General features: G+C 63.2%; 17 protein-coding genes and 2 tRNA genes. 3 read left to right on the top strand and 16 right to left on the bottom strand.

Annotated features, from left to right (window positions below; genetic code table 11):
- Positions 1 to 38: 38 nt before the first annotated feature.
- A tRNA-Cys gene (locus tag NKH35_RS11990) sits at positions 39 to 112 on the bottom strand.
- Between the two features lie 335 nt (positions 113 to 447).
- Positions 448 to 708 (bottom strand): PGPGW domain-containing protein, encoded by a 261-nt coding sequence (locus tag NKH35_RS11985; RefSeq protein WP_023667708.1) that lies wholly within the window; start codon positions 706 to 708, stop codon positions 448 to 450.
- Between the two features lie 231 nt (positions 709 to 939).
- Between NKH35_RS11985 and NKH35_RS11980 the strand changes: the two genes are divergently transcribed.
- The 3 genes from NKH35_RS11980 to dhaL all read left to right on the top strand — a co-directional run bounded on the left by NKH35_RS11980 (position 940) and on the right by dhaL (position 2,895).
- Positions 940 to 1,014, top strand: a tRNA-Asn gene (locus tag NKH35_RS11980).
- Positions 1,015 to 1,221: 207 nt separating this feature from the next.
- Positions 1,222 to 2,229 carry a dihydroxyacetone kinase subunit DhaK gene (locus tag NKH35_RS11975; protein WP_352914640.1) on the top strand — a complete coding sequence of 336 codons (1,008 nt, stop codon included), beginning with the start codon at positions 1,222 to 1,224 and terminating at the stop codon, positions 2,227 to 2,229.
- 24 nt (positions 2,230 to 2,253) lie between these two features.
- Positions 2,254 to 2,895: a dihydroxyacetone kinase subunit DhaL gene (gene dhaL / locus NKH35_RS11970; RefSeq protein WP_352595559.1), complete on the top strand. Its 642-nt coding sequence runs from the start codon at positions 2,254 to 2,256 to the stop codon at positions 2,893 to 2,895.
- A 15-nt stretch (positions 2,896 to 2,910) separates the two neighbouring features.
- Here dhaL and derI read toward each other — a convergent pair whose 3' ends face one another.
- The 14 genes from derI to NKH35_RS11900 form a co-directional block, all read right to left on the bottom strand.
- The gene (gene derI, locus NKH35_RS11965) at positions 2,911 to 3,348 is read right to left on the bottom strand and encodes a D-erythrulose-4-phosphate isomerase (protein ID WP_023672592.1); all 438 of its coding nucleotides are present in this window, start codon (positions 3,346 to 3,348) and stop codon (positions 2,911 to 2,913) included.
- Between the two features lie 26 nt (positions 3,349 to 3,374).
- Positions 3,375 to 4,142: a triose-phosphate isomerase gene (locus tag NKH35_RS11960; protein WP_023672593.1), complete on the bottom strand. Its 768-nt coding sequence runs from the start codon at positions 4,140 to 4,142 to the stop codon at positions 3,375 to 3,377.
- Positions 4,143 to 4,218: 76 nt separating this feature from the next.
- On the bottom strand, positions 4,219 to 5,157 hold the full coding sequence (locus NKH35_RS11955; protein WP_023710712.1) for a sugar phosphate isomerase/epimerase family protein: 939 nt from the start codon (positions 5,155 to 5,157) through the stop codon (positions 4,219 to 4,221).
- On the bottom strand, positions 5,157 to 6,674 hold the full coding sequence (locus NKH35_RS11950) for a glycerol-3-phosphate dehydrogenase (protein ID WP_023672595.1): 1,518 nt from the start codon (positions 6,672 to 6,674) through the stop codon (positions 5,157 to 5,159). Before NKH35_RS11950 ends, NKH35_RS11955 begins: the two co-directional genes overlap by 1 nt.
- The gene (locus tag NKH35_RS11945; protein ID WP_023672596.1) at positions 6,671 to 8,230 is read right to left on the bottom strand and encodes an FGGY-family carbohydrate kinase; all 1,560 of its coding nucleotides are present in this window, start codon (positions 8,228 to 8,230) and stop codon (positions 6,671 to 6,673) included. Before NKH35_RS11945 ends, NKH35_RS11950 begins: the two co-directional genes overlap by 4 nt.
- Before the next feature lie 111 nt (positions 8,231 to 8,341).
- Positions 8,342 to 9,283: a D-ribose ABC transporter substrate-binding protein gene (locus tag NKH35_RS11940; protein WP_081726801.1), complete on the bottom strand. Its 942-nt coding sequence runs from the start codon at positions 9,281 to 9,283 to the stop codon at positions 8,342 to 8,344.
- Between the two features lie 39 nt (positions 9,284 to 9,322).
- Complete coding sequence (locus NKH35_RS11935) at positions 9,323 to 10,456, bottom strand: ABC transporter permease (RefSeq protein ID WP_352914637.1); 1,134 nt, start codon at positions 10,454 to 10,456, stop codon at positions 9,323 to 9,325.
- A gap of 25 nt (positions 10,457 to 10,481) precedes the next feature.
- A complete protein-coding gene (locus NKH35_RS11930) occupies positions 10,482 to 12,020 on the bottom strand; it encodes a sugar ABC transporter ATP-binding protein (protein ID WP_352914634.1) in 1,539 nt (512 codons plus the stop codon).
- Positions 12,017 to 12,664: a DUF2291 family protein gene (locus NKH35_RS11925; protein WP_023833799.1), complete on the bottom strand. Its 648-nt coding sequence runs from the start codon at positions 12,662 to 12,664 to the stop codon at positions 12,017 to 12,019. Before NKH35_RS11925 ends, NKH35_RS11930 begins: the two co-directional genes overlap by 4 nt.
- Positions 12,665 to 12,697: 33 nt before the next feature.
- On the bottom strand, positions 12,698 to 13,711 hold the full coding sequence (locus NKH35_RS11920) for a sugar-binding transcriptional regulator (RefSeq protein ID WP_023672601.1): 1,014 nt from the start codon (positions 13,709 to 13,711) through the stop codon (positions 12,698 to 12,700).
- Positions 13,712 to 14,036: 325 nt separating this feature from the next.
- Positions 14,037 to 15,749 (bottom strand): glycerol-3-phosphate dehydrogenase/oxidase, encoded by a 1,713-nt coding sequence (locus tag NKH35_RS11915; RefSeq protein WP_502906976.1) that lies wholly within the window; start codon positions 15,747 to 15,749, stop codon positions 14,037 to 14,039.
- Positions 15,746 to 16,522 carry a DeoR/GlpR family DNA-binding transcription regulator gene (locus tag NKH35_RS11910; protein ID WP_023672603.1) on the bottom strand — a complete coding sequence of 259 codons (777 nt, stop codon included), beginning with the start codon at positions 16,520 to 16,522 and terminating at the stop codon, positions 15,746 to 15,748. The genes NKH35_RS11915 and NKH35_RS11910 overlap by 4 nt, the downstream gene beginning before the upstream one ends.
- Entirely contained in the window at positions 16,519 to 18,036 is a 1,518-nt protein-coding gene (locus NKH35_RS11905; RefSeq protein ID WP_352914675.1) for an FGGY-family carbohydrate kinase, read from the bottom strand. The genes NKH35_RS11910 and NKH35_RS11905 overlap by 4 nt, the downstream gene beginning before the upstream one ends.
- A gap of 217 nt (positions 18,037 to 18,253) precedes the next feature.
- Positions 18,254 to 19,588, bottom strand: a complete 1,335-nt coding sequence (locus NKH35_RS11900) for a four-carbon acid sugar kinase family protein (RefSeq protein ID WP_352914631.1) — start codon at positions 19,586 to 19,588, stop codon at positions 18,254 to 18,256.
- Position 19,589: the final 1 nt, after the last annotated feature.

Raw genomic sequence — 19,589 nt, 5'->3', positions numbered from 1 at the left:
TCGAACTCAAGCCCCCGGCATGCGGGAGTTGAAGCGATTGGAGGCCTCGCCCGGAATCGAACCGGGGTGCAAGGATTTGCAGTCCTCTGCGTAACCACTCCGCCACGAGGCCTCATCGCTCCCGGCGAGCGAACTCAATATGGTGGCAGCGAAAGGTCGTCAAGCGTCCGCGCGGCATTCCGGCGCGCTTTCCTCATCAGCCGCCGCAACGTGGTTCCCGAGCGATTTCAGCGCTTGGCGCACCGGCATATTGGCCGCTCCTCAAGCATGGCTGCGCGACCGGCGAAACTCGAACCCGCAGCTTTACGCAGCGGGTGCAAACTGGCTTTCACCGTAAACGCGCGGCTGACACCAGGGGCTGCCGTTCTCAAGGAGATATTCGAGGGGAAGGTCTGCGGGGGGGTGGAAGCGAAGCGTCCACTGAACCGGGACCGCGCGCCATCGCTTTCAATTTGGCCGGCGACGCCGTTCCCACCAGACGACGAACCGGCGCCGCAGGCGGCGCACCGCGGCAAATTCGTAGGAAAGCACCAAAAGGCCGAGCGGAATCATCCAGAAGCCGAGAATCGGCAGGAAACCGAGAAGGCCGAAAAACACCAGCATGATACCGATGGCGATCCTCAGCCCGCGCGAGCGCGGCATGGTGAACTCGCGCCCGAACACCGAGATTTTCCGCGCCGGTGCCTGGTTTTCGTCTGCTGCAGTCATGTCGAAAGTCGATCCGGTTGCCTTCGATAAAGCCATATGCGCTAAAGGCTGCAATCGCCTTTCAGGTTCCGCCGACCAAGGTCCGACGGCGCCCAAGACGGCTCATATGTGGTGTCATCCGGCGATTGCCAGAAACCATTGGGTGAAAATGCGCTAAAAAATGCGAAATGCTTCTTTGCAAAGCCGAAAAGGGTTTGCTATAGGCTGCGCCACTCACATGAGAGCCTCTATTCCCCGGTAGCTCAGTGGTAGAGCAACCGGCTGTTAACCGGTTGGTCGCTGGTTCGAATCCGGCCCGGGGAGCCACCGCCTTTTCTAAGCCGTGGTGCGATCTTGTACACTACAGCGCCATTGTCCGCGCACTTCGGTCCGCTTAGCTTCTGCCAGAACGGCTGGTAACAGCTACGAAGCCGATCGAGGCAGTTTGGTGGGCATCGCGCCCCTGCCCTCGCCCGAAGGCAGCCTGATAACGCCCGGTATCACCTATGAAAATACCAAATCGGGAGGACGTTGGTGCAAACCAAGAAGATCATCAATGACGGCAATCGGGCCGTCGACGAGATGCTGGAAGGCATCCTGGCTGCGCATCCCCGCCATCTCAAAGCCGTTGACGGAAGCCCGCGCTCGATCATCGCCCGCGATGGACCGCGCCAAGGCAAGGTAGGCCTCGTCATTGGTGGCGGCTCGGGCCACGAGCCGAGTTTTCTCGGCTTCGTCGGCAAGGGGCTGGCCGACGCGGCGGCGATCGGCAATGTCTTCGCCTCTCCGCCGCCCGACCCGATCCTCGAATGCGCCAAGGCGGCGAGCGGCGGCGCCGGTGTGCTGTTCATGTACGGCAACTATGCCGGCGACGTCATGAATTTCGACATGGCGGCCGAGATGGCCGCGATGGACGACATCGAGGTGCGCACGGTGCTGAGCACCGACGACGTCGCTTCCGCGCCCGTTGGTGACAGGCACAAGCGGCGCGGTGTCGCAGGGAACTTCTTCATCTTCAAGGCGGCAGGCGCCGCCTGCGACCGCATGTTGTCTTTCGATGAATGCGAACGCATTGCCGGGAAAGCCAACGACCACACCTTTACCATGGGCGTCGCATTGGCGCCCTGTTCGTTGCCGCAAACCCGCCGGCCGAATTTGGAAATCGGACCCGACGAGATGGAGATCGGCATGGGCATCCATGGCGAACCCGGCATCGCACGCGGAAAACTCAAAACGGCCGACGAGATCACCGACGAAATGTTGGACAGGATTCTCGCCGAGATGGCGCCGGCACGCGGCGAGAAGGTCGCCGTGCTGGTCAATTCGCTGGGTTCGACACCGCTGATGGAACTCTACATCATGAACCGGCGCGTGAAGCAGCGGCTTGACGATATCGGTGTATCCATTCACGCAAGCTGGGTCGGCAATTACTGCACCTCGCTCGAAATGGCCGGCGCTTCGATCACGCTGCACCACCTCGACGACGAGTTGCAAACGATGCTCGACCACCCTTGCGACTGCGCCATGTTTCGCGCCGGGTAAACTGGGGACGGCAAGGAACAACAGATGACAACAATCGACACCACCCGCCTTGCCGCGATGTTCGTTGCCATCACCGACGCCATGTCAGCCGACCGGGACCGGTTGTGCGCGCTTGACGGGGTGATCGGCGATGCCGACCACGGCATTGCCATGGAGTTGGGATTTGCCGCGGCACGCGACGCGGTGGCCGTATTGGACGACGGGACCACCGATCCGACCATCTTGCTGAACACGGCGGCGAAGTCGTTCCTCAACGCCGTCGGCGCCTCCTCGGGCCCGCTCTATGCCACGGCATTCATGCGCGGCGCGGCCGCCGTCAAGGGCAAGGCGACGCTCGACGACGCCGACGCGGTCGCTATGTTCCAAGCGATGGCCAGAGGCATTCAGGATCGCGGCAAGGCCGAGCCTGGGGAAAAGACGATGATCGATGCGTGGGCGCCGGCCGCGACGGCTGCGGGCGAGGCACTGGCCGCCGGCAAGGGGCTGGCCGGCAGCCTCGCGGCTGCAGCCGAGGCGGCAAAGGCCGGCGCGGAGGCGACCAAGGCGATGATCGCCACCAAGGGCCGGGCCTCCCGCCTCGGCGAACGCTCGCTTGGCCATATGGATCCAGGCGCGGCGTCCGCCGTAACCGTCATCGAGGCGATGCGGATCGCCTTGACCGGCTAGGTCGGGAGCGGATCCTCAGCGCTTCGCGTCGAGCTTGTCGACAGCCTGCACGTTGGCGGCAGAGGGACCGTTCGGATCGAACTCCGAGGCCAGCCAGGCGTCGGCGATCGATTTGGCCAGTTCGGGGCCGATGACGCGCGCACCCATGGTGATGATCTGGGCATTGTTGGATTTCGCAGCGCGTTCCGCCGAATAGGTGTCGTGGGTTAGCGCGGCACGGATTCCGGGCACCTTGTTGGCCGAGATGCTGACGCCGATGCCGGTGCCGCAAAACAGGATGGCGCGGTCGTAATTGCCGTCGACAATTTCGTGGCCGACCGCAGCGGCAATATCGGCGTAGAATCCGGCCTGGCTGAGATCGACGACCTGCAGTTCTGGCTTGGTGGCGAGATGCTTGGCGATGACATCGAGCAGCGGCTTGCCGGCGCTGTCGGCTCCGAGTGCGATCTTCATGGCAATGAACTCCTTCGTTTTCGTGGTCAGCGCGCGATGGCGGCCGACGCCTTTTTGAGAATGTCGATATAGTCTTCCGCTTGCCATGCCGAGCGGCCGATGAACAGCCCATCGATACGCGGCTGGCCAATCAGTTCAGCCGCGTTGCCGGGATTGACGCTGCCGCCGTAGAGCACAAGCGGGGCGGTCGGCAACCGGGTTGCTGCGACCTGCTTGATCAGCGCCTGCTGCTTGTCGGCATAGTCGGCGCTGGCCGGAATGCCTTTCTCGCCGATCGCCCACACCGGTTCATAGGCAAAGAGTATCTCTGCCGACAACTCATTGTTTGCGAGACCCTGCAGCGCGCCCAAGACCTGCGCGGTCAGAATTTCGTCGGCGCGGCCGCCCTCGCGCTCGGCCAGCGTCTCGCCGACACAGATCAGCGGCACAAAGCCGTGCCTGACCGCCGCCGCCGTTTTCAGTCCTACGGTCCTGTCCGTCTCACCAAAATGCTCGCGGCGTTCGCTATGGCCGAGTTCGATCAGGTCGAGCCCGCAATCCCTCAGCATCACCGGCGAAATCTCGCCCGTCCAGGCACCGGCATCGGCCCAATGCATGTTCTGGGCGCCAACCTTGACGCGGGTGTTGGCGAGCGCCGCCTTGACCTGCCGCACCGCGGTGAAGGGCGGAATGACGAAAGGCTGTATCGCCGGATCGAAGCCGGGCACGAAGGCAGCCAATGCCTCGGCGAACTGCAGCGCCTCCGCCAGCGTCTTGTTCATCTTCCAGCTCGTGCCGACCCAATATGGGGCCATTCTTCTCTCCTTCGATCCGAAATTCGAATGATGCGTGTTTCCGGGTCTGCGCCGGCCTTCGGGCCGGCGGTTTGCCTCAAGCGCGAGGCTTGAGACTTTCGCGGCCGCTGTCGATGTAAGGCGCCCAGAAATCCACCGACTCACGGATCATTGCAATAACCTGATGATCGACCGGTTCCCTCTCCCGGAAGGAAAGTTCAAGGCAGATTTCATTGTCGGTTCCGCCACCCGCCCGCACGGCGTCGAGCAGCTTCTGCGGGATGATGCGGCCATCCTTGTTGTAGGCGGCGGTGAACGGCCAGTGCCCGCCCTTGTTCATCGACGATTGCTTGATGTGGATGATCGGCGATTGCAACGGGAACGCTTTCGCCCAGGCATAGGGATCAGTGTCGTCAGGATTGGGCGAGGTCACGTCGCCATGGTCGATGTCGACCATCATCTGCATCGGGATCGGCAGCTTGGCCGCATCGATGGCGCCCTGCAATTCGACGCAGCTTTCGATCGTGTGGCCAAACTCGCGGCCGACCGACATCGGTTCCCAGAAAAGGTAGGTCAGGCCCGCCGCCTTGGCGTGCTCGGCCACTTCGCGCCAGCATTCGAGCGCGATGTCGAGAAGCGCCGCGCGCCGCTGCGGATCGTCAAAATCCTTGTAGGTGAATATGGCGAACTGCGTGCCCATGCCCGACGCGCCGAGTTCGGCGGAGATGTCGGCGAAGGTCTTGAACCAATCGACATAATAGCGGCGCACATCCGCGTCCGGATGGCCGAAATGATTGAGCCGGCCATAGGGACCGGTCATACCCGAAGTGATCCGCACGCCGGTCCGCGCCAGGGCGCTGTTGAACAGGCGAACGAACTTGGCGATCGTTGCCGCCGGCCAGCCCGGATTGACGAATTCATGCGTCAGTTGCACGTCGCGGATGCCGATGCCATAGGCAATGGCGTCGATCAGATCGTCGGGATCGGCGAAGCGATTGACCAGCGGGTTGGTGTTCAGCGAAAGCGTGAAGGCCATCAGTTCACCGCCGCCATTGTCTTTGTGCACCAGTCTTCGAATGTTTTCCGCTCGGCCGCATTGATATGCAGCCCGTGTTTGGTCCGGCGTTCGAGAACGTCGGCGGCGGTCATCGCCCATTCGGTCTCGAACAGGAAGACAGCTTCGAGCTCATAGAAATCCGGGCCGAAACGACGGCCGAGATCGGCTTCGCCTTTTACGCCTTTCAGCAAGGCGCGCGTGCGCGTGCCGTAGCTGCGGGCATAGTGCTTCACCAGCGACGGGCTAAGCCACGAAAACTCGGCGTGCAGATCGCCCAGGAACTGCTCGAAATCCGCGTTGGGCAGGTCGCCTCCCGGCAGGGGAATTTTGGCTGTCCAGGCCTTCTTCATGGTCGGAAAGAAGGGCTGGATCTTTTCCAGCGCATGTTCGGACAGTTTGCGGAAGGTGGTGATCTTGCCGCCGAACACAGAAAGCAGCGGCGCGCCACCGTTCGGGGCGTCGAGTTCGAAGATGTAGTCGCGCGTCACCGCGCTCGGGTTGTCGGCATTGTCGTCATAGAGCGGCCGCACGCCCGAGAAACTGTAGACCACGTCCTGCGCGGTGAGTTGGCGCTTGAAGTAGCGGTTGACCACCTTGATCAGATAATCGATTTCGCTGGCTTCGGCCGCCACTAGCTCAGGCCTGCCTTCATAGGGTATGTCGGTGGTGCCGATCAGCGCCAGATCGTTCTCATACGGATTGACGAAAATCACCCGCTTGTCGTTGTTCTGGATCAGATAGGCCTGCCGTCCCTCCCAGAATTTTGGCACGACGATATGGCTTCCTTTTACCAGGCGAACGTTGCGGGTGGAATTCTGTCCGGCGACGCGGCTGACGATGTCATTCACCCATGGCCCGGCCGCGTTGACCAACCCGCGTGCGCGGACCCTCGTCACAGCGCCCGTGCGGCCGTCCTGCATGTCGATCGACCACAGGCCGTCTTCGCGCCAGGCAGCAATACAGGCAGTGCGAGTGAAGACTTTTGCGCCGCGCTGACTGGCATCGAGCGCATTGAGCAGCACCAGCCTGGCGTCATCGACCCAGCAGTCGGAATATTCGAAGCCACGCTTGAATTCGTCCCTGATCGGCGCCCCTTCCGGCGCCGTTCTCAGGTTCAGTGTCCTCGTTCCCGGCAGCCGCTTGCGGCCGCCAAGATGGTCGTAGAGAAACAGCCCGAGCCGCACCAGCCATGCCGGCCGGTCCTCGGGGCTGTGCGGCAGCACGAAACGCATTGGCCAGATGATGTGCGGCGCCGCCTCAAGCAGCACCTCGCGCTCGATCAGCGCTTCGCGCACCAGCCGGAACTCGTAATATTCGAGATAGCGCAGGCCGCCATGCACCAGCTTGCCGGAACGCGAGCTGGTGCCTTGCGCCAGATCGTCCTTCTCGCACAGGATGACCGACAGCCCGCGACCCGCGGCATCGCGCGCTATGCCGGCGCCGTTGACGCCACCGCCGATCACGAAGAGATCGACAATATCCGTTGTATCGCTCAAGACTTAGCTCCTGTGCGGTGCGCCATCGATTTCCACACCGGATGCAGCGCCTGACGCGCCGCGACAAAAGACGGAAACAGCGCATCGTAGGTTTGCGAAAGCGCCTCGTCATAGGCGTCGCATTCGCCCAGAAGCGGCGTCACCCATTCGGCGCAGCAATCATCCATCGAGCGATAAAAGCCGAGCCCGACCGCGGCCATCATCGCCGCACCCGCGGCACCTGCTTCTTGGCGGCTGCTGGTTCTGACCTGCGCGCGGGTTGCCGCGGCGATAATACGGCGCAGCGACGGACTGCGCGCCGCGCCGCCAGACAGGCGGATCTCGCTGGGCATGCTGCCCATGGCCTGGTAGCAATCGCGGGCCGCGAAGGCCAATCCCTCGAGAACGGCGCGCGCCAGATCGCCAAAACCGTGCTTGACCGAGAGGCCGATGAAGCCCGCGCGTGCGTCGGGGTCAACGAACGGTCCGCGTTCGCCGGCGAGCGAGATATAGGGCTGATAGACCAGCGATCCCGGCTCCGATCCTTCGACCCAGACATCGAGCGCTTTCAGCAGCTCGTCGCGCGAAGGTTTTGCGCCGCTGGCGGTCAGCACGTCGCGCGCCAGGCCAAGCAGCCAGTCGATGTTGAGCGTCGCCGCCATATTGGATTGCAGCTGCGCATAGGCGCCCGGAACCGGCATGGCGATCGTGTAGCCGGAGGCATTGTCGTTGAGGACGACATCATCAGGAGTGCGCGCTAGGCGTGTGTGGATGCCGGTCGAGCCGATGACCGTGCAGCCGACATTGCCGCTTGGATCATAGAGGCCGGCGCCGAGCGCGGTGCTGACCATGTCGACGTAGCCCAGCACCACCGGCGTGCCCGCAAGCAGGCCGGTCTCGCCTGCTGCCGACGCAGAAAGCGGATGATGGTCGGTCGTGCCTTCGAGCATGGGGGGCAGCAGGCGGCGGTGCGACGTCAGATCCAGAATGTCGAGCACCTCGTCGGAATAGCTGCGCGCGCGGAAATCGCCGAAGGTGAATGTTCCCTCCGAAGGATCGGTGGCGCGCTCGCCGGTCATCTTGAAATAGAGCCAGTCCTTGCAGTGAAAGGCAGTGGCGGCGCGCTCCAGGATTTCCGGGCTGTTTTTCTTCAGCCAGCTGAGCTGAGCGCCCTGCTGGCAGGCGTTGAGCCCGGTGCCGGTGATCTCGAACCGCGTGCGATCCCGGGGATCGCCGCGCATCTCGTCCACCAGATGTCCGGCGCGCGCATCGAGCCAGAGCCACGCGCGCCCGACCGGCATGCCGTCGCCATCGATCAGCCAGGTGCCGTCGCCCTGCCCGGTGACCGCGACGGCCGCGGTTCGCCGCGCGAGGTCTGGAATTTTCGTCGCCAGATCGAGAACGGTCAGCACCATGTCGCGCCAGGTCTGATTAAGGTCCTGTTCGGCGCCGCCGCCTTCCAGCGTGACGAAGCTGTTGGTCACCGATGCCATGGCGAGCTGCCGCCCCGATAGATCGAAAGCGACCGATTTGATCACGGACGTTCCCGCGTCGATCCCGATCAGCAGGTCTTTCATGCCGCAAGTTCCGGATGGTTATGAAGGCAAGTCACAAGGAGCAGTCTTTGTTGTCTCGAAGCCATGGAAGAGCCAGGGAGTGTCCGCGAAGGACACCCCCTGAGCAGGTTTTTATTCCGACAGCACGAAGGGTGCGGTGTACTTGTCCACATTGTCCTTGGTGATGAGCAGGCAATCGAACAGTTGCTTCTCGCTGGTGGCGCCGGTAGCGCCCGTCTTGATGAACGAGTCGGCCTGCTGCACGGCCTTGGCCGAGAAGATGGCCACCGGCTGAAGCACGGTGTACTGCAGTTCGCCGGACTTGATGGCCGCAACCGCATCCGGGGAGCCGTCAAAGCCGCCGACCTTGATGCCGGCGAGCTTGCCGGCTTCCTTCAGCGCCGCAACCGCGCCAAGCGCCATTTCGTCGTTGCCGCTGATCACCGCGATGATGTCGGGATTGGCCTGCAGCATGCTCTGCATCTTGTCGTGTCCCTGGGTACGATCCCAGTTGGCGACCTGCGAAGCGGCCTTTTCGAGATCCGGATACTGGCTCAGCACAGTCGCGTAGCCGTTCGAGCGCGTGGCGGCGTTGTTGTCCGAGGGGGCGCCGAGCAGTTCGACATACTTGCCCTTTTCACCGACCGCCTGCACCCACTGCTGGGCGCCGAGAGCCGCACCCTGGGCGTTGTTGGAGACGAGCTGTCCCTTGGCAAGACCTTCCTGGTTGATCTCGGCATTGACGAGGAAAACCGGGATGTTGGCGGCAATCGCCTTCTTCACCGCGCCGACCGAACCATCGGCATTGGCCGGGTCGAGGATGATCGCCACCGACTTGTTGGTGATGGCGGTGTCGATCAGATTGCTTTCGGTATTGGTGTCGCCCTTGTGGGCGGCGACGTTGGCTGTATAGCCAAGCTTTTCGGCTTCGGCCTTGGCGACGTTGCCTTCGGTCAGCCAGTAGGGGTTGGCCGGATCGTTGACGATGATCGAGATCAGGCCCGCGGCCGATGCGGCTGCGCTAAACCCGACCACCATCGCGGCGGCAAGCAAACTTCTAAGCACGATTTTCATGTACATTCCTCCAATGATTTTACGCGGTCTTGCTGCCAGTCAGCTGGCAGTCTTCCCTTGGGCAGGATTGGCCGGTTCGGCCTTCCCCCGTTTCTGAGAAGTCGGTTGGCCGCCCGTCGAAGCTGGAAGCTTGCTACGGCGGCGATACTGAACGGCATTGAGGAGCACGGCGAGCACGATGACGGCGCCGGTGAACACTGTCTGCCAGTAGGATGAGATGCCGATGATCACCAGACCATCGGATAGGAAGCCGATGACGAAGGCTCCGAGCAAGGTGCCGCGAATGTTGCCGCGCCCGCCGGTGAGTGCGGCGCCGCCGATGACCACGGCGGCGATGGCCGTCAGTTCGTAGGTGGTGCCGGCGGTCGGCCCGGCCGAGGTCAGCTGCGAGGACAGGATCAGGCCGGCAATGGCGGCGCAGATGCCCGACAGCACATAGACCGAAATCTGCACGGTCTTGACCGGAACGCCGGAGAGTTCGGCGGCGCGCTCATTGCCGCCCGAGGCGTAGAGCCAGCGTCCAAAGGCGGTGCGGTTCAGGACGATGCTGCCGATCAGCGCGATAACCGCCAGCACCACCACGCCGGTCGGCACGCCGAACAGGCGGTTGAAGCCGAGAGCATCGAAACCGGTGTTGCCCAACTCCGGCTTGCCGCCGAGATTGTTGTAGGTCAGGCCGCTGGTCATCAGCAGTGCCAGGCCGCGCGCCATGTACATGACGCCGAGCGTGGCGACGAAGGCCGGAACCTTGAACCGCGCGATCAGCACGCCGTTGATAAGCCCGACGGCCGCACCCAGCATGCAGGCCAGCACCGCGACCATCCAGACCGGCGGGTAGAGAACGACGCCCAGCCAGGTCAGCGTCACGCCCTGCATCAGAAACCCAGCGACGACGCCGGCAAGCCCGAGCGTCGACCCCACCGACAGGTCGATGCCGCCATTGAGGATGACCAGCAGCATGCCGACGGCGAGAATCCCGAAGATGGCGACATGCGAGGCCATGGTCAGGAAATTCGCCACCGAGAGGTAATAGGGCGACAGGATCGAGAAGACGACAATGATGACGATCAGGGCAAAGAAGGCCCGGCCTTCGAGCAGCAGCTTGGCCACGTCGAAGCCGTCGCCGCCCGCATTGGGGCTGGACTGTTTGCTGGCCTGGCTGACATCGCTCATGGGTCGGGGCTCCGAAATTCTATGGTCAGGCGACCACGGCTTCGCCAGAGGCGGCCATGATCTGCTCTTTGGTGGCGTTGGCGCCGAATTCGGCTGAAATCTTGCCGCGCCGCATCACGACGATGCGATGGGCGATGCTGAGGCACTCATTGACCTCCGAGGTCGAGAAGACGACCGCCAGGCCTTGCGCGGCACGCTCGCTGAGCAAGCGAAAGACTTCGGCCTTGGCGCCGACATCGATGCCGCGGCTCGGCTCGTCGAGAAGGATGACCTTGGGATCTGTCGTCAGCATCTTGCCGATGACGACCTTCTGCTGGTTGCCGCCCGACAGCGATCCGATCATGGCGTTGCCGCCCGCGGTCTTGATGGTCACCTTGCGGATCGAATCGTCGATCAGTGCGCGTTCCCTCGGCCGGGAGAGGAACAGGCCTTTCGCGAACGCCTCGATGCTGGCAAGCGACAGATTGCGGCCGACGGTCATGGTCTGAACCAGGCCGTCGCGCTGGCGATCCTCGGGGACCAGAACCAGACCTCGGGCGATGCGCTGGGCAATGGTCAGCCCCGAAACGTCCTCACCCTCCAGCAGCGCCCGCCCGCGCGCCATGGGCACACGGCCGGCGACGGCCTCCAGCAATTCCGTGCGGCCCGCGCCCATCAGCCCATAGATGCAGACGATCTCGCCCGCTTTGACATCCAGCGACAGATGATCGACGACGTAGCCTGAACCCGAAGCGTCGGTGACGCTGACATCCGCGATCGACAGCGCGACCTCACCAAACGCATGGCCGGTCGGCGGCGAGCCGAGGTCGAAATTCTCACCCACCATGTTGCGGACGATCCATTCGAGGTCGATGTCCTTGGCCTCGGCCGTTGCCGTGATCGCCCCGTCACGCAGCACGACGGCGTAGTCGGTGATCTGCAGCGCCTCTTCGAGGTGATGCGAGATGTAGACGATGGAGACACCGCGGTTGGTCAGATCGCGGATCACCTTGAACAGCACCTCCACCTCGGTCGCACTGAGTGCGGAGGTCGGCTCGTCCATGATCAGGATGCGGGAATCGACCGACAGCGCGCGTGCGATCTCGACGATCTGTTGCTGCCCCAGGCGCAGGTCCTCGACCAGGGTCATCGGATCGATGTCTTCTTCGAGGTCGGCCATCAGCGCCCGCGCCTGGCGCGACTCCTCGGCGAAGTCGAGGCCGGTTCTGGTGCGCAGTTCGCGGCCCATGAAGATGTTGTCGCGGACGCTCAGATTCGGCGCCAGGCTGAGCTCCTGGTGGATGATCGAAATGCCGCGATCGCGCGCGTCCGAAGACGAGGCAAAGCTGACGAGATTGCCGTCGAGCACGATGTCGCCGGATGTCGGCGTCACCACGCCGGACAGGATCTTCATCAGCGTCGATTTGCCGGCGCCATTCTCTCCGAACAGGGTGGTGACCTTGCCGCGATGGATGTCGAAGTTGACGCCCTTGAGCGCGTGGACGCCGCCATACGACATGACGACATTGCGCGCCGAAAGCACGGCATCGCCAGTCGCGGGTTCTGTGCCGGCAGTCATTGTCATTTGACGTCCAGCCTCACCGGTGTGACCAGCCAGCTCTTCGGATTGACCAGCTTGAAGACGCCGACCACCGCTATTGTCTTGCCGGTCAAGGCACTGGTATCGACTTTCGCCAGCACCTCCTTCTTCATCTCGTTGTTCAGCGCCGAGCCGGCGTCCTGATACTCGATCTGGTTGGTGAACTGACCAAAGGTGATCTTGCCGGTGGCGTCGCGAAGCTCGGTTCCGTTGATCGCCGGCCCAGTCTGTACGCGGACGGTCAACGTGTCCGGCAAACCGTCGACGGCGACCTTGTAGATGCCCGATTTTCCCTCGCCGACGACGCCGGTGAACTTGACCGAGATGACCGGTCCGACTCCCGCCGGCACGCCATATTCCTTTTCGGCCGTCGCCCTGTCCTTGGCGATCGCCGCCGCCACCGTCGCGGCGTCGGCGGCACGCGCTTCGACATCGGCCTGCACCTTGGGAAATTCAGACTTGCCGTAGTCGGCGGCCGAAAACACCGCGTTGCGAACATCGCCGGCAGAGCCGATCTTGATCACCTTGGTGTCGAGCGCCATGGCGCCGAGCAGAACCACAAACGCAGCGCCGGCAAGCACCCGGCGCAGGCCGGGCGAAGCTTGCCGGGCGGTGGCCTTCGCGCTCATGATGCAACCACCAGCGGTGCGGATTGTCCGTTGTCACGCATTCGAAGTTCCTCCGTTCACGCAGCGCTTCGCGGTCCCGGCTGCATCGTCGAGCTCGACCAGCGCGCGGGCCGTGCATTCGTCGGTGATCAGGCCGCTGAGATAACGGCTTTCGAGTACTGCCTTGATGGCGCGCACCTTCACCTTGCCGCCGGCGACGGCAACGATCCTGCGGCCCTTCAACTGATCGCGCGGAAGCGCCAGTATTCTTTCCGACAGCGCCGTTTCGACCGGACGCCCCTTGTCGTCGAAGAAATGCGCCAGCAATTCACCAACGCCGCCGTCACGCTTGACCTCGTCGATTTCGGAAGGCTCGATCATGCCGGTGGCGACCAGCGACGCCTCCCGCTCGGCCGTGCCTATTCCGACGAACATCAGGTCGGACCGGCTGGCGAGAGCGAACACATCGCTGATGCCGCGCTGGCCAAGCAGCACTTCGCGGTCCTCGGCGGTATTGGCGACAAAAGGCACCGGCATGACGAAAGCCTGCGCGCCGGTCCGCTCTGCCAGGCGATGCATGACGTCGTGCGGGTTGGCGGCGAATTTGCGCGTCACGCCGCCAAGCAGCGAGACGAAACGGATGTGAGCAGCAGTTGCGCGCGTCAGATATTCGACGCTGGCGGCAAGCGTGCGGCCATGGCCGACGCCGATCAGCATGTCTTCGCCGCGATCGATTTCGCGCTTCAGGAACTGGGCGCCGGCAATGCCCAGCCCCTTGAGCGGCAGTTCGTCCTGATCGAGATCGGGAACCACCTCGCAATAGTGGAGCCCATAGGCGGCGATCAGGCGCTGTTCCAGGTCGACGCATTCGGCGACGTCGCCGTCGATGAAGACCCTGACCAGACCTTCCTGGTTGGCCTTGGTGATCAGCCTATGCGCCTTGAGGCTGGTCAGGCCAAGCCGCTTGGCCACCTGGGCCTGGGTCAGACCACCGGCATAGTGCAGCCAGGCCGCGCGCGTGGCGAGGCTGGATTCATGGTCGCGGTTTGCGCTTCCGCCGGAATTCAAGCCATCCCCTCCCCAGGGTGATAATATTATCTTTGTGTGCAAAAATTTTCATACCTTTGCACCGCTGTCAATCCCTCCGCAGATGGTTGCCTCAGCCGACGTTCGGCAGCCAACGCGAGCCTATTAGAAGGTAAGCATACAATATGACCATACGGTAGTGTTAATTTAACGTCAATTTGTGTTACCGTATCCAGTGACGGCATGAGCCCGTAGGCGCCGGCAAATCCCAATCCGGGTGCAAAATGGGAAGGTTGATGCACAGGGCGCAACAAGGGCAAATCGATCGGATTGCCTCAGGAAAAGCTAGGCGTCGGCGATCAAGCGATCAGTCCAGCCGCATCAGGTTCCTGCCTTCGAGCTCGACAACAGCGGCTTCGACCTCCCGCGTGAGGCGCTCGGTGCTCCACCCCAACGCCCGCCCCGCGATCGCGGCAATCTCCTGCAGGTCGCGGCTCGTCAGCGAGCCGCCTATCGCCAACGTGCTGCGGCGCATAACGACATCGGCCAGATGTTCGACGAACTCGTTGCGCGCGATGTAGTCGATTTCCGCCTTGCCGTAGCCGCCGGAGTCCGGCAGGCAACCCTCATCATCCGACCCGTGCCTGGCGATCTCAACGGCTCTGGTCCCGTAGCGCGACAGCAATTGATCAAGGCGCCCTTCCCCGGCGCCCGTTGCCTGCTGTGCCTCAGCCAGCCAGTCCGCGCGCGCGGCGGCATTGGCCGGAAAATCCCGCCCACCGCCGATCGGCATCGACTGAGTCGACATCTTGCGGCTGCGCTGAAAGCGCTTGAGTACGGTATCAGTGACTTCCTCGGCAAAGCCGCGGAACGTCGTCCATTTGCCGCCGACCAGCGAAATGACTGCAAAGGGCCTGTTGCCGTCCGGCTCGGCAACGGGCGCCGAATGATCGCGGCTGATCAGTCCGGGCGTCGCTGCTTCAGACGTCGGCAGCGGCCGGATGCCGCTATAGGCGTAGACGATCTGGTCGCGCTCGAACGCCATGCCCGGCAGCAGCGTTCGCACGCTGTCGAGCAGATAGTCGACTTCTTCGGGTTCGCAGCGGACCGCGTCCGGATTGTCGGCCTTGATGTCGGTCGAGCCGACCAGCGCCAGGCCGAGATAGTCGTAGACCAGGCAGATGCGGCCGTCATCGGCCTCGAAATAGAGCATGCGCCCGGCGAGGCTTTTGACCAGTTCGTCATGCCTTAACAGGATATGCGAGCCCTTGGTGCCGCCGATCATCTTCGATGGAGCACCAAGCAGCGCGTTGACGTCGTCGATCCACGGACCGGCGGCGTTCACCACCAGCTTCGGCCGCACCGAAAAGGCCGCGCCGTTTTCCGGCTGGAAGGTGAGCACGCCATTGGCTGAAGCCGCCAGTGTCGTGTAGTTGGCACCGGCAGACGCCGCGTGAGCCTGCAAGCCGTCGAGGATCAGTTCCAGCACCAGCCTTTCCGGGTGACTTATCTTGGCGTCGTAGTAGGTGCCGGTGGCGACGATCGCCGGATTGAGCGCCGGCATCTCAACAAGCGCCTGCCGCCGCCCGACCATGCGGTGGCGCGGCATGACCTGGTTTCGTGAACCGTAGAAATCGTAGATCATCAAGCCGATCTTGATCAGTATGGCGCCGCGGCTGCGCGGCGCGCTGGTCGAGCCGAACAGCGTTCGCAACGCCGCGAGCATGCCCTTGCTCCACGAGAAGATCGGGATGACGGTCGGCAGCGGGCTGACATAGTGCGGCGCGTTTTGAAGAAGCAGATTGCGTTCGAGCGTCGACTGCGCCACCAGCCCGAACTCGCCGGTCTCGAGATATTTCAAGCCGCCGTGGATGAGCCTCGACGGCGCGGCACTGGTGCCCGAGCCGAAATCCGCCTTTTCGACGATCAGGCAGCTGACACCTTGCGCGCACAGATCGCGAAACAGCCCAGCCCCGTTGATGCCGGCGCCAAGAATGACGACGTCGACTTCGCCGGTCCCGGCCATCGCGGCGAGACGCCCGGCGGGATTGTCCGCCCCGGCTCCGTCTGCTGGGTTCATGGCGCCTTCGTCTTGACGATGCGCAACTTCACCCCCGCCCGTTCGAGGCTCTGCGCCTGCGCATCGCCCAGGCCCTCGGTCACCAGCACGGCGTCGAAACTGGTCAGATCGTCGAAGACATGCAGCGCGATCCGGTCGAATTTTGCGTGGTCGACCAAAAGGATGCGCTTCACGGAGGCGGTCATCATCGCCTGCTTGACCCGCACGACATTCGGATCCTGGATGAAAGCAGTGGTTCCGGTGACGGCCGAAGCCGAACAGATCAGCACATTGGCGCGCAACTGCGCCACGGCGTTCTCGCAGACAATGCCGATATAGGCATTGTAAGTGGGATGATACTGGCCGCCGAGGCAGATGAAATCGATATCGTCCACATTGATCAATTGGCCCGCCGTCGAGACGCTGTTGGAAATGACGGTCAGCGGCTTGACGTCGAGCAGCAGCGTCGCGACCGCGTTTGCCGTCGATGAATCGTCCAGCATCACCACCTGGCCGGCCTCGATATAATCCAGTGCCGCCCGCGCCAGTGCATCCTTCTCGGCTCGATTGACGGTCACCCGGTAGCGGAAAGCGCTCTCGTAGAGGCCGGAAGGCTGGACCGTCACCGCACCGTGCAGCTTGCGCAGCACGCCCTGCTGCGCCAGCCGGTCGATATGCCGGTGGATGGTCATGCGCGACACGCCGAAATGCTCGACCAGATCATCGATGCGCACCTGGCCGAGCTTGATCACATAATCGGCGATCTCTTCGCGTCGTTCGTCGGCCTTGATCATGCGTTTACCCCCGCCAGCCTTTCGATATCAGGCCAATGCGACTTCAGCTGCTCGGCTATGCGGCAGTAGAGCGAAAACCGCTCATTGAACACAGCACTGGAGGCGGGCACGGTTTGGTACGTCCGCTCCGTCATGCCGACCTGCCTGGCGCCCTCTTGCGGCGTCTTGAACAAGCCGACCGCAGCACCTGCGCAAAGCGCGGCACCGAGGGCCGCGGTCTCATCCGTCGAGGTGACGGTGACCGGGGCGTTCAGCACGTCGGCAAACATCTGGACGAAAGCAGGATTGCGCGAACCGCCGCCGGTCAGGCGGATCTCGCTGACGGCAAAGCCGTCGCGCAAAGCCTCGACATGGGTGCGGTGATTGAAGGCGATGCCTTCCAGAACCGCCTTCAGCATGTCGCCGCGATTGTGCCAGCCATGCAGGCCGACAAAGCTGCCGCTGGCCAAATCGCCATAGGGAGAGCCGAACAGATAGGGATGAAACAGGATGGTCGAAGGCTTCTTCAACGCCGCGTCGATCTCTCCCGCCAGCAATTCGTGGAGGGAGCCGCCATCCGTCCTGTCTTGCTCCAAGCGACAGAAGGTGTCGAGAAACCAGTCGTAGTTCGCGGTCGAGGCCGGCGAGATCGACATGTTGTTCCAACGGCCCGCGTCGATGGCGTTGCGGCAGAACCAACGCCGGTCGACGCGCGGTTGCGAAGAGACGACTTCATTGATGGAATAGGTGCCGGCGACGATGGCGAGCACGCCGTCTTCATGGCCGCCCATGCCAAGCGCCGATGCGGCCACGTCGTGCAGGCCGCAGGCGACCGGTGTTCCCTTGCGAAGGCCGGTCCTTTCGGCGGCATCGGCTGTGACTTGACCGGCGATGTCAGCGGAATGCGCCACCGGCGGCAGCGCGTTGAACAGATCCTCCAACCCGAAGATGCGCAGCGCTTCAGGCGCATAGGCTTGCGTGCGAAAATCCGTGAATGAAGTGCTGGCCTCCGTGCGGTCGGTCCCGATCGTGCCGGTCAGGCAAAAGCGCAGCCAGTCCTTGCAGGCCAGCACATGGCCGATGCGGCCATAGCGATCAGGATCGTTCTGCTTAAGCCACGCCAGCAGCGCCGACGGCGCCGAAACATGCGGCGTCTGGCCCGTCGTCGCCAGCGCATCGGTGAAAACGGTACCGGCGGACCACCTTTCGACAATGTCGCCGGCGCGGCTGTCGAGCGACAGGATGCCTGATCCCAAAGGCTGACGATCATGATCGAGCAGATAGAGACCATCGCCATGCGCGGTCGCCGCCACCGCCTTGATGTCTTCCGCCGGCCTGCCGGAGAGCGCGATCGCCTCCTTGATGGCGTCGGCTGTTGCTTGCCACAGGCCTGACATGTCGCGCTCCACCCAGCGCGCGTGGGGCATCGATTGCGGCACCCGGCGACGCGCCACGGACAATTGCGTGCCGTCGGCATCGAAGATGACCGCCTTGGTGACCGTGAGGCCGTTATCGATTCCGAGCAGGCTGGGCATGATCACCGCCTCTTTCAGCATTGGCGATTGCTACAGGGCGATCCTGCAGTCTGATGCAAGGGCGAAACACATGGCGACAACCCCGATTGAGCAAGGGGGACAAACGGCAAAAGCACCTCGCCGCAACAAAGAACTCATATCTTTATGTGAATTTAACGTCAACATACGCGACAAAAAGGCTTCGGATGGATCTCGCGGTTGCCGGAGCGACGCGTTGTCAGCTGCTAAGGCCGTCGCGGATGGCGCTGAAATAGCGGTCGGTTCCGACCTGCCCGCCCTTGAGCGCCACCTCCAGCCCATCGATCGCCTCAATACGCGAGTGAGCGACGCAAAGCGGCGAGCCCGGCGACGCCGGCAGCGGCATCCGCACCGTCAGCGCACCGACGCCCATCTGGCCGAGAGCGTGGCTCGACGTGTCGCCTCCGGCTATGACCACGCGCTGCAACTTCTGCTCGATCGTCAGCGCGCGAAGCAGTTCGCCGAGGCCGCGACCAAGCTTGTGGCGGGCGCCTTCCTGGCGGTCGATTTCGCCCCCCCTGTCGGCGTTGGGTCCAAGGGCCGTGTAGAGAACGACGCTGCGCCCGGCTTCCAGGCTGGTGCGACCGGCTGCCGCCGCGCGTGCAATCGCATCTCCGGAAGCTTCGGAGACCAGTTCGACGGGATCGACCTCGATGCCGTCGAAGCCGTCAGTCAAAGCGTGACGGATCTGTCGTTCGGTCGTCGGCGAACAACTGCCCGAGACGACCGCGATCCGGTCGGCGGCACCTGGCGGCGAAAATTCTGGTTCAGCTCTGACTGTCCCGTTCGACACCCATTCGGCCAGCAGCGCATATTCGATCCCCGACGAGCCGACGACGAACGAACCGCCCGGCTTGCGGGCGCGCCATATCTCCTTGCCGGCAAGCGCCTGCGTCTCGCGGCTGTCGACATCGACAAGTACGATGTCGGTGCCCTCTGCGAGCAAGCGGTCGAAGGCCTCCGAGCGCGCCACCGACTCCAACGTCGCGAGGTCGACCAGCCCCGATGTGAGCTCCGTCTGCCGCGACAGATGGATCAGCAGGTCGGATTCATCCATCGGCGTCGTCGGGTGGCGGCTCATCACCGGATGGCGGTCGATGCGGAAATACTTTTCACGATAGGCCGCGAACAAATGACCGAAGGCCGTGTAACGCTTGAGCTGCGGCGCCCCGACCAGCAGCGGCACGCTGTCCTGCGCGAAGACCGAGCGGCCGATCTCGATGGCGCGACCGATGCTGCCGATGGTCGGGCTGGAATCGAAGGTGGAGCACACCTTGTAGTGACAGATCGCGGCATTCAGCGTCTTCAGCCAAGCGAAGGCATCGCTCAGATGCGTGTTCATCCATTGCGGCGTCTCGCTGCGGCTGGTGCCGGCCAGGCCAATGGCGCGGCAATGGCTGAACTGCTCAACCATGGCCGCGTCCGGCTGGCGCATGAACAGCACGGTCGGCACGCCGCCGAGTTCGAGCGCTTCCATGACGTCGGTCGAACCGGTGAGGTCATCGCCATAATAGCTGAGAAGCAGATCTTGCATC

Origin of the sequence: Mesorhizobium sp. M1143, assembly GCF_040318435.1 — a bacterium.
Classification (GTDB): Bacteria; Pseudomonadota; Alphaproteobacteria; order Rhizobiales; family Rhizobiaceae; genus Mesorhizobium.
This window is presented reverse-complemented; position numbering and strand designations above follow the sequence as displayed.

What these genes read in the sequence shown, in the direction of transcription:
- NKH35_RS11985 (WP_023667708.1), bottom strand. Translation starts at nt 708, where the DNA reads ATGACTGCAGCAGACGAAAACCAGGCACCGGCGCGGAAAATCTCGGTG.
- dhaL (WP_352595559.1), top strand. Translation starts at nt 2,254, where the DNA reads ATGACAACAATCGACACCACCCGCCTTGCCGCGATGTTCGTTGCCATC.
- derI (WP_023672592.1), bottom strand. Translation starts at nt 3,348, where the DNA reads ATGAAGATCGCACTCGGAGCCGACAGCGCCGGCAAGCCGCTGCTCGAT.
- NKH35_RS11960 (WP_023672593.1), bottom strand. Translation starts at nt 4,142, where the DNA reads ATGGCCCCATATTGGGTCGGCACGAGCTGGAAGATGAACAAGACGCTG.
- NKH35_RS11955 (WP_023710712.1), bottom strand. Translation starts at nt 5,157, where the DNA reads ATGGCCTTCACGCTTTCGCTGAACACCAACCCGCTGGTCAATCGCTTC.
- NKH35_RS11945 (WP_023672596.1), bottom strand. Translation starts at nt 8,230, where the DNA reads ATGAAAGACCTGCTGATCGGGATCGACGCGGGAACGTCCGTGATCAAA.
- NKH35_RS11940 (WP_081726801.1), bottom strand. Translation starts at nt 9,283, where the DNA reads ATGAAAATCGTGCTTAGAAGTTTGCTTGCCGCCGCGATGGTGGTCGGG.
- NKH35_RS11935 (WP_352914637.1), bottom strand. Translation starts at nt 10,456, where the DNA reads ATGAGCGATGTCAGCCAGGCCAGCAAACAGTCCAGCCCCAATGCGGGC.
- NKH35_RS11930 (WP_352914634.1), bottom strand. Translation starts at nt 12,020, where the DNA reads ATGACAATGACTGCCGGCACAGAACCCGCGACTGGCGATGCCGTGCTT.
- NKH35_RS11925 (WP_023833799.1), bottom strand. Translation starts at nt 12,664, where the DNA reads ATGAGCGCGAAGGCCACCGCCCGGCAAGCTTCGCCCGGCCTGCGCCGG.
- NKH35_RS11915 (WP_502906976.1), bottom strand. Translation starts at nt 15,749, where the DNA reads ATGAACCCAGCAGACGGAGCCGGGGCGGACAATCCCGCCGGGCGTCTC.
- NKH35_RS11910 (WP_023672603.1), bottom strand. Translation starts at nt 16,522, where the DNA reads ATGATCAAGGCCGACGAACGACGCGAAGAGATCGCCGATTATGTGATC.
- NKH35_RS11905 (WP_352914675.1), bottom strand. Translation starts at nt 18,036, where the DNA reads ATGCCCAGCCTGCTCGGAATCGATAACGGCCTCACGGTCACCAAGGCG.
- NKH35_RS11900 (WP_352914631.1), bottom strand. Translation starts at nt 19,588, where the DNA reads ATGCAAGATCTGCTTCTCAGCTATTATGGCGATGACCTCACCGGTTCG.